Source organism: Paraburkholderia phymatum (assembly GCF_038900715.1).
Taxonomy (GTDB): domain Bacteria; phylum Pseudomonadota; class Gammaproteobacteria; order Burkholderiales; family Burkholderiaceae; genus Paraburkholderia; species Paraburkholderia phymatum_A.
Window position 1 is genome coordinate 1 of the sequence record NZ_JAYMRZ010000010.1, and the last position, 15,223, is coordinate 15,223.

The following is a 15,223-nucleotide window of genomic DNA, read 5'->3' on the forward strand; positions in this document are numbered from 1 at the left end:
GGCGAGGGGCGAGGGGCGAGGGGCGAGGGGCGAACGGCAACAGGCGAACGGCAAAGCGGCGAGTGGCGAAAAGCATCGATCCGCCCCACGCCCATCCGCGAAGAACGAGCTTGCGATGCCCACAGCGCGTCAATCCGTCGTGCGCATCCGCATGTAGCGATAGATCGTGTTGCGCGCGAGCCCCAGTTCGCGCGCCGCCGCCGAGATGTTGCCGTTGTTGCGCGCGAGCGTCTGCTCGATCAGCGTCGCTTGCCATTCTTCCATGCGCGCCGGGCGCAGCGGGGCGGGCGAATCCGCGACGGGCGCGGCATCGGCATGTGGAGGCTCGTTGCGTTCGGGCCCGTCGTTCTGTTCGGGCTCGCAGTCGTGCAGGAAGTCGTCGGGCAGATGCTCGACGCCGATCTCATCCGCGCCCTCGGCCATGATGACGGCCGTGCGCAGCACGTTCGCGAGCTGCCGCAGATTGCCCGGCCAGCGGCAGCGCGTGAAGATCGCGAGCACGTCCGGCGACACGCATGCCGGCATCCGCGCGCCGTCGGGCTCCTCGCTGCGCAGCCGCACGAGAATCCGCTCGACGAGCACAGGCAGATCGCTGCGCGCGGCGAGCGCGGGCAACGTGACGACGAGACCGTTGATCCGGTAATACAGGTCTTCGCGGAAGGTGCCGTCTTCGATCATCGCGCGCAGATTGCGGTGCGTCGCGCAGACGACGCGCACGTCGACGGGAATCGCGCGCGTGCCACCCAGCGGCACGACGGAGCGCTCCTGAAGCACGCGCATCAGGCGCACCTGCTGCGCGAGCGGCATGTCGCCGATTTCGTCGAGAAAGAGCGTGCCGCCGTCGGCCTGCACGATCTTGCCGACGCTGCCGCGCTTTTTCGCGCCCGTGAACGCGCCGTCCTCATAGCCGAACAGTTCCGCTTCGATCAGCGTGTCGGGCAGCGATGCGCAATTGACGGCGACGAACGGCGCATCGCGGCGCGGCGACTCTTCGTGCATCGCGCGCGCGAGCCACTCCTTGCCCGTCCCCGTCTTGCCCAGCACGAGCAGCGGAATGTCGCGGCCGCGCACCTTCGCGACGCGCTGGAGCACGGCGGCCATCTGCGCGTCGCCTGTATCCAGTGTGGCGAACGTGACGGCGGCGGCGCGCGCTCTGGCCGCCTGCGATGCCGCCGATGATTGCGATTGCGCGGCTGTCCTTGGGCTTCCCGCGTCGGCGGAAAACATGGGACGCGCCGCGTATTCGGCCCGCGCGACCACGCGCACGCCGCTTGGCAGCACCAGCGTCAGGCACTCGCCCGGCGCGCGCGACGCCTGCTGGAGCGCGGCCCGAAAGGCCGTGCCGAACAGCGCCTCGAAGGGCTGCGCGAGCAGCGCATCGAGCGGCCGCCCGAACTGGAACAGCGCGCTGCGGTTCGCGGACAGCAGCGTGCCGTCGGCGCCGAACGCGGCGAGCCCTTCGAACAGCGTGCCGATGAATTCGCTGCGCGCATGAAAGCGCACGCGCACGGCTTCGGCGAACTGGTTCGCGAACAGATGGTTTTCGATGATCTGCGCCGACATGCGCACGAGCGCGAGCGTGTGCTTGTGAAAGCCGCGTGTGTCGCCGCTCACGTCGAGCGCGCCGATCGTGCGGCCATACGGATCGGCGATGGGCGCGCACGAGCAGGTCAGGATGCGATTCGCCTGCAGAAAATGCTCGCCTCCATGGACGACGGTTGGCTGGCTGTCGGCGAGCGCCGTGCCGATCGCGTTCGTGCCGCGATCCGCTTCCGCCCACGACACGCCCGGGCACAGCGCGACGCGCTTCGCTTTCTCGACGAAATCGCTGTCGCCGAGACTGTGCAGGATCACGCCGTTGCTGTCGGTGAGCAGCACCATGCTTTGCGTATCGACGATTTGCGCGTGCAGCGTTTCCATCACGGGCAGCGCGTGCGCATACAGCGAGCGGTTGCAGTCGACGAGATCGCGCAGCGCGAACCGCTCCAGCGGATGGAAGTCGGGTGCCTCGGAAGCGCGCAGGCCGAAGTCGCGCGAGCGCGCGTGAGCTTGCGCGATCACGTCGGCGCGACCCGCGGCGGGCGGCGTGACGGAACGTTGGGTCACTGCTTGTCTCCGTTGTTGTGCGCGTCTTTGTACGCTGTGCTTCATGCCGACGGGCGCGGCGCTTGCGCGTGCTTCATACATGCGCTTGCGCAGCCGGGCGATGTGGCGCGATGCAGCACTGCGTATGCAGTACCGGCGCATCTGCTGCAACTGCTGCAACGCACGCGCGCGCCGATGTATGCCGGTTCATCTTACAGGAGGACGCACGGCGCGTGTTTCGCTTGCCTTCCTGCGCAGAAGTGCAATCATCGTAAATGGCATGCGTTCGCGCCGCGTGCCGCACTGGGGCCATCAACGATCGCCTCGGCCAGCGCCAGTTCGAGGAGAACGTCATGGTGCGCATGGAGTTGAGAGTCGTCCTCGCCACGCTTGCGATCTTCATCGCGCTAGGAGGCATCGGGTTGTCGATTCATGGTTCGCTGTACTACCTGGATCGAGAGGTCTGGACGGGCGTGATCGCGATTGCGATCGGCATCGTCGGCTGCGTCACGATGCTCACGCTGTGGCCGCGCGATCTGCCGGGCAAGACGCCGCCCGATCATCCCGCCGACGACGGCGGGCCGCACGAACACCATCATCATCTGCCGACCCAGTTCTAACGCTTCTTACGCTGCAGTGCCGCATCGCATAGGGTTTTTGCGCAGGGAATTTCCCTCGGTTCGCAGAGCCCGTCGAGCGCAACCCTTGAGCCGATCGAATGCCGGGGCGTGGTGCATGGCGGCACCGTGCTGGCGTGTGGCGTAACAAAACTTGCGGGCGGCCGCAGGTCGTCTACAGTGTTGGAATCAACTGAGGCGCGCGCGATGACGGCGCGCGTTTCTGATTGACAGCCCGCGCTGCGATCCATAACGGAGGCTTGAACAGGGGCACGCGCGGCCCTCGGCGATGTTGTCCACCAAGGTGTTCCCATGCAGATCATTTTCCCGAAAGAAGCCCCTGAGTACTCGGGGCGCGAGCTGACACTGGCGTTTCCGGCTATGGTCGATGGGCAAAGGGTGGAATGCGTGATTACCGCCGAGGCGCTCGAAGATCATTTCGGCGCGGCATCGCCGCGTATCGAAGACATGATCGGCGCGTTCTCGACGCACCGCGAGCGTATCGAAGCGGCCACGCGGCGTTTGTTGTCCGAGACGGGCGCGCAGTGTGTCGTGTTGCGTAGCGGGTATGTTCGCTTTTATGAAGCGAATTGGCGGAACTAGTTTTTTGTTTTTTGTCTGCGACGCTGTGTTGTTTTGCCCTTGTCGCGGGCATTCGCGATTTTTTTGCCCTCCGCTGGCATCCGCGATGCGCCTCGCGGCGCTAGCGTTGCCCCTGTGCGGGGCGGCACCTACTTTTCTTTGCAGCGGCAAAGAAAAGTAGGCAAAAGAAAGCCGCTCACACCGCCAGTGCTCTGTATTACCCACGGGCTCTCAACGTCCCCATCCTTCACATGGCAATCTGCTGGCCCATGCGCGTTGCCAGCGCATTGATCGGATGCCTCACCTGCTTCATGCACCCGCATTGCGGCCCTCGATATCGAATAGCCTGTGCCCCTTTGCGGCAAACTGTGTGTAGGCATTCGCACCGCACAGGAAACCCTCGCCAGGCGATGCGGCTCAAGCGAGGGCGTTGCCCTGTACGACGCAGCAACCTCATTCACTACCGACATGCGGCGCTGAAACGTTCGATGCCCTTAGCTGTGCCACACGTGCATGAAGCGGGTGAGGCGTTTAGCGGGAGCGTTGGCAACAGATGCAAGCCAGCACACTGTTGCATGAAACACGGGGACGTTGAGAGCCCGTGGGTAGAGGTCAAGGATTGGCGGTGTGAGCCCGCTTTCTTTTGCCTACTTTTCTTTGCGGCGGCAAAGAAAAGTAGGTGCCGCCCCGCACAGGGGCAACGCCCGCGCCGCGAGGCGCATTGCGGATGCCGGCGGCAAGCCATCAAAAACAATAAGCCGTCGCAGACACGAATCGCATTGCGGATGCCAGCGGCAAGCCATAAAAATCAAAAACAATAAGCCGTCGCAGACACGAATCGCATTGCGGATGCCAGCGGCAAGCCATAAAAACCAAAAAAACAAAACCCGTCGCAGACAAAAAACGCACGCGCGGAGGCCCGCGACGAGGGCGAAAAACCACAGCGTCGCAGACAAAAGCCCGCTGCAAGCACCTACTCCGATCCCAGATAAAAAAACCGGAACAAAAACACAGCCGCGATAATCCACACGACGAGCTTCACCTGACGCGCACGTCCCGTCAGCAGCTTGAGTCCCGCATACGAAATGAAGCCGAACGCGACGCCGTTCGCAATCGAGTACGTGAACGGCATCAGCAGCGCGGTGAGCACGGCAGGCACGGCTTCCGTCGCGTCGTCCCAAGGCAGGTCGACCATTTCACGCAGCATCAGACACGACACATAGAGCAGCGCCGGCGCCGTCGCGTAACCCGGCACGACGCCCGCGATCGGCGCGAAGAAGAGCGCCAGCAGGAACAGCACGGCGACCGTGATCGCCGTCACACCCGTGCGGCCGCCCGCCTGCACACCCGATGCGCTTTCGATGTAAGCCGTCGTCGACGACGTGCCCAGCATCGAGCCCGCCAGGATGGCCGCGCTGTCCGCCATCAGCGCGCGGTTCAGGCGGTGCATCTTGCCGTGCACGAGCAGGCCCGCGCGATTCGCGACGCCCATCAGCGTGCCCGTCGCGTCGAACAGCTCGACGAGGAAGAACACGAGAATCACGTTGAGCACGCCCGTCGACAGCGCGGCCTTGATGTCGAGTTGGAAGAGCGTCGGCGAAATCGAAGGCGGCGTCGATACGACGCCGTGAAACTCGTTGCCGCCGAAGAAGAAGCTCAGGATCGTCACGCCGACGATGCCGATCAGAATCGAGCCGCGCACCCGCAAATGATCGAGCGTGACGATCGCGAAGAAGCCGATGATCGCAAGCACCACGTGCGGATCGTGCAGATTGCCGAGCGTGACGAGCGTCGCCGGATTGCCCGTCACGATGCCCGCCGTCTTCAGCGAAATGATCGCGAGAAAAAGACCGATGCCACCCGTGATCGCGATGCGGATCGAATGCGGAATGCCCGTGACGATCACTTCGCGCACGCGGAAGAGCGTGACGATCAGGAACAGACACCCCGAGATGAACACGGCGCCGAGCGCGGCCTGCCACGAGAAGCCCATGCCCTTGACGACCGTGTACGCGAAGTACGCGTTGAGACCCATGCCGGGCGCGCAGGCAATCGGGTAGTTCGCATAGAGGCCCATGATCAGCGACGCGAGCGCCGCGACGAGGCAGGTCGCGACGAAGACGGCGTCTTTCGGCATGCCCGCGTCGCCAAGGATCGCCGGATTGACGAAGATGATGTAGGCCATTGTGAGGAACGTGGTGATGCCTGCCAGCACTTCCATGCGCAGGTTCGTGCCTGCTTCGTCAAAGCCGAAATACCGTTTTACGGAGTCCATGAGCCGAGTCTCTCGCCGTGTGAAATGTCGTTCGTAACTGCTTGTCGTACCGCTTCGATTTCCGCTTCTTTTTCGTGCTCTCTTCAGCCGACCGACGGCGTCGCGCACAGCCAGGACCGCGGCTTCAAGGGAGCCGAGGTATCCGGCCCGTCGGGCCGCCACGGGCGGATTTAATCACGATTGGTGCGCCATTGCCGCATTGGCGGCACGCGTGCGTTGAACGCATGCAACACTCGCGGCGTCACAGCGTGCGGCATGCCAGCCCCAGTCCGCTTCGCGGGCTGCGGCGCTCAAACGTGATTTTCTGTAGCGAAGGGGCGTGATGATACCTGACGCGGCGCATCAGGTCGGCTTACAAGGGGAGTCGCTGCAGGGAAGCAAGGGAAATGGGCGGCCACGGCATCGCGCGTCGGGGCGTTGCGCATCGTGGCATCGGCAAAGGTAGGGTCGCCGGTGCGATGCGTAGCGTAGGCCGTCGAAAGACGCGCCACGCATCGCATCCGGTTGTCGTGTGCAACTGCTGTGTTTACTGCTGCACGCCCTGTGCCTGCGCGCGGCGTTGCGCGACGATGCGTCCCGCCGCGATTGCATTGGACGGATAGTTGATCCAGTCGAGCGGATCGTAGCCGGCATTGCGCCATTCGATCAGATCGGCTTTGACTTCGGCGCGCGTCTTGGGCTTGTTCTGGTCGTAGACACGCGATGTTTGCGCGAGCGCGGACGACACGCATACCGCGCCGACGAGCGCACCTAGAACCATACGAGGAATCAGCTTCATGGCAGGGGCCTGAAAAGTTAGGATGACCTGTTTATTTTAGGTTCTGCATTCCCGATAGGTAAGTTTCGCAACTGAAATGAACCGTTGCGTGCGTTAAGTCAATGGGATGACTTGCCCATCCGGTCGAGCACGGCCGTCAACAGATCGACGGGCAGCGGAAACACGATGGTCGAATTCTTGTCGGCGGCGATGGTCGTCAGCGTCTGCAAGTAGCGCAGCTGCATCGCTTGCGGTTGTTGCGCGAGCATCTGTGCGGCCTGCAGCAATTTCTGCGATGCCTGCAGCTCGCCTTCGGCATGGATCACCTTCGCGCGCCGCTCGCGTTCGGCTTCCGCCTGGCGCGCAATCGCGCGGATCATCGTCTCGTTGATGTCCACGTGCTTGATCTCGACATTCGATACCTTGATGCCCCACGCATCCGTCTGCGCGTCGAGCACGCGCTGGATATCGGTGTTCAGCTGCTCGCGCTCGGACAGCAGTTCGTCGAGATCATGCTTGCCGAGCACCGCGCGCAGCGTGGTCTGCGATAGCTGGCTGGTCGCCTCGAAGTAGCGCGCGACCTGGATCACCGCGCGCTCCGGATCGACGACGCGAAAGTACACGACGGCATTCACCTTGACCGACACGTTGTCGCGCGTAATCACGTCTTGCGGCGGCACGTCGAACACGACGGTGCGCAGATCCATGCGCACGACCTGCTGCACGACGGGAATGATCAGCACGAGGCCCGGACCCTTGACCTTCCAGAAGCGTCCGAGCATGAACACGACGCCGCGTTCGTACTCGCGAAAGATGCGCACGGAAGAGGCAATCAGCACGATTGCCAGCAGGATCAGGATGCTGCCGAAGCCGAAGGTGAAACCGATCATGTGCGTTCTCCTTTTTGTCGACCAGAGTGGGCGCGTGAGCTGTCGGCGGGAGTTTGCGCTTTAGCACTTGCTCCAGCCCATGCCGGGCGCTTACCCCGATCCCATACGAGACGATTGCTGTTGAGGGATATCGCCGGCTGGGACGACCGTGAGCGTGAGGCCGCGCCGCCCGGTGACGCGCACGGCGTTGCCCGCCGCAAGCGGTGCGGTGCTGCTCACGCGCCAGCGCTCGCCGTGCACGCGCGCCCAGCCGACGCGCTCGGGCTCGCCGTGCAACAGGCTGTCCCTCGACGATTCCGTCCTTGCGTCCGTCCTTGCGTCCGTTTCGCTGACCGCGACGAGGCCATCGTCGAGCACGACGCCGACGCTGCCGATGATCGCCTCCGCGCCTGTCACGACGGGCCGCTGCCGCGCGCGCAGCACCATCCCCGAGACGCCGAAGATGAAGAGCACGCTGAACACGACGACGGCGGCGATCATCGGCAGCGGAATACCGTAGCCGGGCAGGTCGGTGTCGATCAGCATCAGCGCGCCGATCACGAACGCGATGATGCCGCCGAAGCCGAGCGTGCCGAAGGTCGGCAGAAATGCTTCGGCGATCAGGAACGCGAGGCCGAGGAAGATCAGACTCAGTCCGACATAGTTGACGGGCAGCAGTTGCAGCGCGAAGAGGCCGAGCAGCAGGCTGATCGCGCCCGCCACGCCGGGCAGCACGAAGCCCGGATTCGAAAACTCGAAGAAGAGCCCATACATGCCGATCATCAGCAAGATCAAGGCCACGTTCGGGTCAGTGATGACGGCGAGAAAGCGGCTGCGCCAGTCGGGCTGGAGCGTGACGACGGGCGCATGAGCCGTCGACAGGCGCTTTGCGCCCGCGGTCGTCTCGTAGGTGCGGCCGTCCACCTGCTTCATCAGATCGGGGATGTCGCGTGCGATGAAGTCGACCACTTTCTGGTCGAGCGCGTCGTGTGCCGACAGGCTCACCGCTTCGCGCACCGCGCGCTCGGCCCATTCGACGTTGCGGCCGCGCAGTTGCGCAAGCCCGCGGATATAGGCTTCGGCGTCGTGAAGCTGCTTGCGCAGTTCCGTCGACTGGCTGTCGAGCGCGAGCGCGCCCGACGCGGCGTTGTCGCTCGCGGCGCTCGCGCCGGAAGCGGGCTTTTCGCCCGGCATGGCGGGCGCCTGTCCCGGCTTCGGCGCTTCCTGTCCGCCGATCCCCAACTGCACCGGCGACGCCGCGCCGAGATTGGTGCCCGGCGCCATCGCCGCGATGTGGCTCGCATATGTGATGTAGGTGCCCGCGCTCGCGGCGCGCGCGCCGCCCGGGGCGATGTACGTCGCGACGGGTATGGGCGAGGCCAGGATCGCCTTGATGATCTGCCGCATCGACGTATCGAGGCCGCCTGGCGTGTCGAGTTGCAGGATTGCGAGCTGCGCGTGGTCGTCGGCGGCGCGGACGAGACCGCGCTCGATGAAGTCGGCGGTCGCGGGGCCGATTGCGCCCGCGACGGGAATCACGAACACGCTGCCGGGGGTGACGGCCGGTTGCGCGGCATCAGCCGGCCGGACGACGAGCGATGCGGCGGCGCAGAACGCGAGCGCGAGCAGGGCGATCCGGCGCGCCAGCGTCGTGCCGTTGCGAAAGCCAGCGCGACGGGCGATGCAATATGTAATGTGCGAAATGCGGTGCGAAATGCCGTGCGTGGTGCCTTGTGTAATGCCGTGCGTAACGCCGCAGCCACCGGAGCAGGCAAAACACGATGCGACGCTCGGGCAGCAAGCCAATGCCGTGCGTGCGCCGGCCGCCATCGAGGCGCCGCACGCCGTGCCTTGCGCGAGGCGCGCGCGGATCGGCGCGCGCCATGAACCCGCTTGCCGGGACGGGAGAAGCCGGTACGTTCTCATTGTCGGCGGCCGTCGCGCCGCGACGTATGTCGTGCGGCGCCCCGGCCTGAAAGGGCTGGCCTGTCTTAAGCTTAGTCGGATTCCGCCCGTTCCGCCCGACGGGACATACCCGCGTTCGCGGCCTGCGCGAGCGCGTTCGCCGCGCGGTAATCGGCGGGCCGCATGCCCGTCCACTTGCGAAACGCGCGATGAAACGCGCTCGGCTCCGCAAACCCGAGCGTCGCGGCGATCTCGGCGATCGGCTGCCCGCCGCGCTGCAACGCCGAAATCGCGATGTCGCGCCGCAGATCGTCCTTGATCGACTGATACGTATAGCCTTCCTGATTCAGATGCCGCCGCATCGTCGCCTCGGCGACATTCAGCCGCTGCGCCATTTCGCCCGAGCCCGGCCACGCGGACATCGGCAGCGCGCGCAGCGTCTTGCGCACCCGCGCCGCGAGCGAGCCGGGATTGCGGTACTTGATGATGAAGCTCGCGGGCGCGTCGCGCAGGAACGGCTTGACGGACTTCGTCGTCTGCACGACGGGCAGTTCCAGGAAGTCCGGCGCGAGATCGACATACGACTCGCCTTGCCCGAACGCGAGATCGTCGCAGAACATCAGACGGTATTCGTGCGCGGCGGGCGGCTCCGCGCAGCGAAAGCGCGCTTCGATCAGCGGGATGCGCCGCCCGACCAGCCAGCACACGAGACCGTAGACGAGGATGAAGTACGTTGCATATGCAAACATGGCGGGCTGCGGCGCGCCGTCGCGATGGACGAACGCGAGGCGCACGCGGTCGTCGCGCCGGCTGATCTGCACGGACAGGTCGTCGAGCACGAGCCGCATGAAGCCGACGGCCCGCGTGAGCGCCTGACCGCCGTTGCGCGCCGTCAGCGCGGTTTGCGTCATCGCGATGAAGCTGCCGCTTTTCATCGCGTGCGTGTCCTGGCCGAAGAACTCGTCGTCGAGCGCGCGGGCAATGTTGGCCCACAGCGCGCCGTACTGCGCCGGCGTCACGCGGCTTTTCGCGCTCGCGAGCATTTGCGGCGCGATGCCCGCTGCCTCGACGACGGGCAACACGTCGAGCCCGCGCGCGCGAGCGAGCGCCAGCGTCTCTTCGACGAGGCTCACGGAGATCGTGCCTCTTTCTGCTTTCATCCCGTCATGGTCCTTGCGTGGTCTGGGAGGCGTGCTGTTCGGCGGCCGTGGCGCGCATCTGGCAAATCCGCTCACTTCGATTACATCCGACGTCCGCCAGCACCGTCATTTTGCCGTATCGCGGCCGCAGCCGATGTCCCGATATGGCAAATGCGCTCACGCAGATTGATCGGACGCGGCATCGAATCGCGCTCGCGCCGCGCCTACACTGGGTCCCGACGATCGCGCCGAAAGAGCCACGCGAGGGCCACACAAGCGCCACGCAAGCGCGATGAAGCAGGCGCAACAAAGAACACAGAGAAGCACACGGAGACGCAAGGCGGCACACATGGACGAGTTCTATACCGACGAACAACGGATGATCCGCGACGCGGCGCGCGACTTTTCGGTCGAGCGCCTCGCGCCCAACGCGGCGCAATGGGACCGCGACGGCCAGTTGCCCGCCGACGTCGTCGCGCAGATGGGCGAGCTCGGCTTTCTCGGCATGATCGTGCCGCCCGAATGGGGCGGCTCCTACACCGACTACATCGCCTACGCGCTCGCGCTCGAAGAGATCGCCGCCGGCTGCGCGGCCTGCGCGACGCTGATGAGCGTCCACAACTCGGTCGGCTGCGGCCCGATCCTCAACTTCGGCACCGACGCGCAGAAAGACCGCTATCTCGCCGATCTCGCGACGGGCAAGCGCATCGGCGCATTCTGTCTGACCGAGCCGCACGCGGGCAGCGAAGCGAACAACATCCGCACCCGCGCCGCGCTGCGTGAAGACCAAGGGATGGGCCAGTGGGTGCTCAACGGCAGCAAGCAGTTCGTGACGAACGGCTCGCGCGCCGGCATCGCGATCGTGTTCGCCGTCACCGATCCCGATGCGGGCAAGCGCGGCATCTCGGCCTTTATCGTGCCGACGGATACGCCGGGCTTCAACGTCGGCCGCCCGGAGAGCAAGCTCGGCATTCGCGCGTCCGACACATGCCCGATCGCGCTCGACGATTGCGCCGTCCCCGAAGCGAATCTGCTCGGCGCGCCTGGCGAGGGGCTGCGCATTGCGCTGTCGAATCTGGAGGGCGGGCGCATCGGCATCGCGGCACAGGCGATCGGCATTGCGCGCGCGGCCTTCGATGCCGCCCGCGCGTATGCGAACGAGCGCATCCAGTTCGGCAAGGCGCTGAAGGAACATCAGACCATCGCCAACATGCTCGCCGATATGGCCACGCGGCTGAACGCCGCGCGCCTGCTCGTGCATCACGCGGCGCGGCTGAGGAGCGCGGGCCGGCCGTGCCTGTCGGAAGCGTCGCAGGCGAAGCTGTACGCGTCGGAAGTGGCCGAAGAGATCTGCTCGAAGGCGATCCAGATTCACGGCGGCTACGGCTACCTCGAAGACTACGCGGTCGAGCGGCACTACCGCGACGCCCGCATCACGCAGATCTACGAAGGCACGAGCGAAGTACAAAGAATGGTTATCGCGCGGCACGTTTGAGCGCAGAATAAACCGCCCATAGAGCGCATCCGCGCCGACGACCAGCTTTGCGTGGGACGGGAGTAAGCGCATCCGCGCCGACGACAGACAATGGAGACGACGATGACGGCAGCCCAAGGCTTTTTCGACGCGCGCGACTTCTTGTTGCGCCACCGCACGGACTATCAGCGCGCGTACAACGAATTCCGATGGCCGGAACTCGGAGAGTTCAACTGGGCGCTCGATTATTTCGACGTCGTCGCGCGAGGCAACGACAACCCGGCGCTGTGGATCGTCGACGATCCGGCGCAGGAGGGCCTGAAACTTTCATATGCGCAGATGTCGGAGCGCTCGTCGCGGATGGCAAATTTCCTGCGCGGCCTGGGCGTTACGCGCGGCGACCGTCTGTTGCTGATGCTGCCGAACCGCGCCGAGTTGTGGGACGTGATGCTTGCGTCGATGAAGCTCGGGGCGATCGTGTTGCCCGCTACGACACAACTGTCGCCCGAGGACGTGCACGATCGCGTGCAGATCGGCGGCGCGAATTTCGTCGTGGTCGATAGCGCGGAGACGGGCAAGTTCGACGCGCTCGACGCGAAGCTCACGCGCATCTCGGTCGGCGCGCCGCGCGAAGGGTGGACGGACATTGCCGCTGCATACGACGCATCGCCTTCCTTCACGCCCGACGGCGTCACGCGCGCGGCCGATCCGATGCTGCTGTACTTCACGTCGGGCACGACGTCGAAGCCGAAGCTCGTCGAGCACACGCATCAGAGCTATCCCGTCGGCCACCTGTCGACGATGTACTGGATCGGCCTGCAACCGGGCGACATCCACTGGAACATCAGTTCGCCGGGCTGGGCGAAGCATGCGTGGAGCTGCTTCTTCGCGCCGTGGAATGCGCAGGCGTGCGTGTTCGTCTACAACTTCGCGCGTTTCGTGCCGAAGGAAGCGCTCGGCGTGCTCGTGCGCTGCAACGTCACGACGCTGTGCGCGCCGCCCACTGTGTGGCGCATGCTCGTGCAGGAGCCGCTCGCGTCGTATCCCGTGAAGCTGCGCGAGATCGTCGGCGCGGGCGAGCCGTTGAATCCGGAGATCATCGAGCGCGTGCGCCATGCCTGGAACATCACGATCCGCGACGGCTACGGGCAGACGGAAACCACCTGCCAGATCGGCAATCCGCCGGGGCAGCCCGTCGTGCCGGGATCGATGGGGCGGCCGTTGCCCGGCTATCGCGTCGACCTCGTCGATGCCGACGACCATCCCGTCACCGAAGGCGAGATCGCGTTGCCGCTCAACGAGCGTCCGCTCGGCCTGATGACAGGCTACGCGAACAACGCAAAGGCCACCGAGCACGCGATGCGCAACGGCTACTACCACACGTCCGACGTCGCGATGCGGCGCGACGACGGTTATCTCGTCTACGTGGGCCGCTCGGACGATGTGTTCAAGTCGTCGGACTACCGGCTGAGCCCGTTCGAACTCGAGAGTGTGCTGATCGAACACGAAGCGATCGCCGAAGCCGCCGTCGTGCCGAGCAATGACGCGCTGCGTCTTTCCGTGCCGAAGGCGTTCGTCACCGTGCGTCAGGGCTACGAGGCGGGGCCGGAGCTGGCGCGCGACGTGTTCCGCTTTTCACGCGAAAAACTCGCGCCGTACAAGCGCATTCGCCGGCTGCAATTCAGCGATTTGCCGAAGACGATCTCCGGCAAGATCCGCCGCGTCGAATTGAGGCGGCGCGAGCTGGAGCGCTCGGCGGAGCCCGCGCGGCTGCCCGGTGAGTACTGGGAAGAAGATTTCCCCGAGCTTCGCAACGGTAATGGCAACTGAGCGGCAATGTAGCGGCCATTGAGGCCCGCCATCGATCGATATTCATTTTCAGGAGACATTCAGCATGAGCGCAATTCCAACGACTGTCGCAGGCCAGAAAGTCGACACCGTGAAGCTGCTGATCGACGGCGAATTCGTCGAATCGAACGCGACCGAGTGGCGCGACATCGTGAACCCGGCGACGCAGCAGGTGCTCGCGCGCGTGCCGTTCGCGACGAAGGACGAAGTGGACGCCGCGATCCGTTCCGCGCACGCCGCGTTCGCCACGTGGAAGAACACGCCGATCGGCGCGCGGATGCGCATCATGTTGAAGTACCAGGCGCTGATTCGCGAGCACATGCCGCGCATCGCGAAGACGTTGACGGCCGAGCAGGGCAAGACGTTGCCCGATGCCGAGGGCGACATCTTCCGCGGCCTCGAAGTAGTCGAGCATGCGTGCTCGATCGGCACGCTGCAGCAGGGCGAGTTCGCGGAGAACGTCGCGGGCAGCGTCGACACGTACACGCTGCGTCAGCCGATCGGCGTGTGTGCGGGCATCACGCCGTTCAACTTCCCCGCGATGATTCCGCTGTGGATGTTCCCGATGGCGATCGTCTGCGGCAACACGTTCGTGTTGAAGCCGTCCGAGCAGGACCCGCTGTCGACGATGCAACTCGTCGAGCTTGCGATCGAAGCGGGCGTGCCGAAGGGCGTGCTCAACGTCGTGCATGGCGGCAAGGAAGTCGTCGATGCACTGTGCACGCATGAGCTGGTCAAGGCGATCTCGTTCGTCGGATCGACGGCCGTGGGCACGCATGTGTACAACCTCGGCAGCCAGCACGGCAAGCGCGTGCAGTCGATGATGGGTGCGAAGAACCACGCCGTCGTGCTGCCCGACGCGAACCGCGAGCAGACGCTGAACGCGCTGGTGGGCGCGGGTTTCGGCGCGGCGGGGCAGCGTTGCATGGCGACATCGGTGGTCGTGCTGGTGGGTTCGTCGAAGGACTGGCTGCCCGAACTCGTCGAGAAGGCGAAGACGCTGAAAGTGAACGCGGGCCACGAGCCGAAGACCGACGTCGGGCCTGTCGTGTCGCGCACGGCGAAGCAGCGCATTCTCGGGTTGATCGAAGCGGGCGAGAAGGAAGGCGCGAAGCTGGTGCTCGACGGCCGCAACGTGAAGGTGTCCGGCTATGAGGACGGCAACTTCGTCGGCCCGACGATTTTCGGCGATGTCACGACGGAGATGGAAATCTACAAGACGGAAATCTTCGGCCCGGTGTTGTGCGTGATGACGGTGCCGACGCTCGACGATGCGATTGCGCTCGTCAACGGCAACCCGATGGGCAATGGCGTCGGTCTCTTCACGCAGAGCGGCGCGGCGGCGCGCAAGTTCCAGAGCGAGATCGACATTGGGCAGGTGGGCATCAACATCCCGATCCCGGTGCCGGTGCCGTTCTTCAGCTTCACGGGCTCACGCGGTTCGAAGCTGGGCGATCTCGGGCCCTACGGCAAGCAGGTCGTGCAGTTCTACACGCAGACGAAGACGGTGACAGCGCGGTGGTTCGATGACGCGACGGTCAATGACGGCGTGAATACGACGATCAGTCTCCGATAGATCAGCCTCCGATAGTTTCGATGCGGTCTGCGACGCACAGCGCTTATTCACTGAGCGATAGGGCGGCAAGATATTCGGCGCCACATGCTGTGACGC

The 15,223-nt window shown here is 65.0% G+C and carries 11 protein-coding genes; 5 read left to right on the forward strand and 6 right to left on the reverse strand.

Going from position 1 to position 15,223, the window contains the following annotated elements:
* Positions 1-129: 129 nt before the first annotated feature.
* Positions 130-2,106, reverse strand: coding sequence for a sigma-54-dependent Fis family transcriptional regulator (locus VSR68_RS19095; RefSeq protein ID WP_342941323.1), 1,977 nt, complete (start codon positions 2,104-2,106; stop codon positions 130-132).
* Positions 2,107-2,360: 254 nt separating this feature from the next.
* Between VSR68_RS19095 and VSR68_RS19100 the strand changes: the two genes are divergently transcribed.
* Together VSR68_RS19100 and VSR68_RS19105 are read left to right on the forward strand one after the other, a co-directional pair.
* Positions 2,361-2,705 (forward strand): DUF2964 domain-containing protein, encoded by a 345-nt coding sequence (locus tag VSR68_RS19100; protein ID WP_342941324.1) that lies wholly within the window; start codon positions 2,361-2,363, stop codon positions 2,703-2,705.
* A 309-nt stretch (positions 2,706-3,014) separates the two neighbouring features.
* Complete coding sequence (locus VSR68_RS19105) at positions 3,015-3,305, forward strand: DUF1488 domain-containing protein (RefSeq protein WP_342941325.1); 291 nt, start codon at positions 3,015-3,017, stop codon at positions 3,303-3,305.
* 952 nt (positions 3,306-4,257) lie between these two features.
* Here the strand turns inward: VSR68_RS19105 and VSR68_RS19110 are convergent.
* From VSR68_RS19110 to VSR68_RS19130, 5 genes are all read right to left on the reverse strand, one after another.
* Complete coding sequence (locus tag VSR68_RS19110; RefSeq protein WP_342941326.1) at positions 4,258-5,559, reverse strand: NCS2 family permease; 1,302 nt, start codon at positions 5,557-5,559, stop codon at positions 4,258-4,260.
* Between the two features lie 526 nt (positions 5,560-6,085).
* Entirely contained in the window at positions 6,086-6,337 is a 252-nt protein-coding gene (locus tag VSR68_RS19115; protein ID WP_090865054.1) for a DUF4148 domain-containing protein, read from the reverse strand.
* A 98-nt stretch (positions 6,338-6,435) separates the two neighbouring features.
* Positions 6,436-7,206, reverse strand: a complete 771-nt coding sequence (locus VSR68_RS19120) for a slipin family protein (RefSeq protein ID WP_342941327.1) — start codon at positions 7,204-7,206, stop codon at positions 6,436-6,438.
* 90 nt (positions 7,207-7,296) lie between these two features.
* The gene (locus VSR68_RS19125) at positions 7,297-9,111 is read right to left on the reverse strand and encodes a nodulation protein NfeD (protein ID WP_342941328.1); all 1,815 of its coding nucleotides are present in this window, start codon (positions 9,109-9,111) and stop codon (positions 7,297-7,299) included.
* Between the two features lie 71 nt (positions 9,112-9,182).
* On the reverse strand, positions 9,183-10,250 hold the full coding sequence (locus tag VSR68_RS19130; protein ID WP_342941329.1) for an AraC family transcriptional regulator: 1,068 nt from the start codon (positions 10,248-10,250) through the stop codon (positions 9,183-9,185).
* Positions 10,251-10,578: 328 nt separating this feature from the next.
* Between VSR68_RS19130 and VSR68_RS19135 the strand changes: the two genes are divergently transcribed.
* The 3 genes from VSR68_RS19135 to VSR68_RS19145 all read left to right on the forward strand — a co-directional run bounded on the left by VSR68_RS19135 (position 10,579) and on the right by VSR68_RS19145 (position 15,127).
* Positions 10,579-11,724: an acyl-CoA dehydrogenase family protein gene (locus tag VSR68_RS19135; RefSeq protein ID WP_342941330.1), complete on the forward strand. Its 1,146-nt coding sequence runs from the start codon at positions 10,579-10,581 to the stop codon at positions 11,722-11,724.
* Positions 11,725-11,826: 102 nt separating this feature from the next.
* Positions 11,827-13,533, forward strand: coding sequence for an AMP-binding protein (locus VSR68_RS19140; protein ID WP_342941331.1), 1,707 nt, complete (start codon positions 11,827-11,829; stop codon positions 13,531-13,533).
* A gap of 64 nt (positions 13,534-13,597) precedes the next feature.
* On the forward strand, positions 13,598-15,127 hold the full coding sequence (locus VSR68_RS19145; RefSeq protein ID WP_342941332.1) for a CoA-acylating methylmalonate-semialdehyde dehydrogenase: 1,530 nt from the start codon (positions 13,598-13,600) through the stop codon (positions 15,125-15,127).
* The last annotated feature ends 96 nt before the right edge of the window (positions 15,128-15,223 follow it).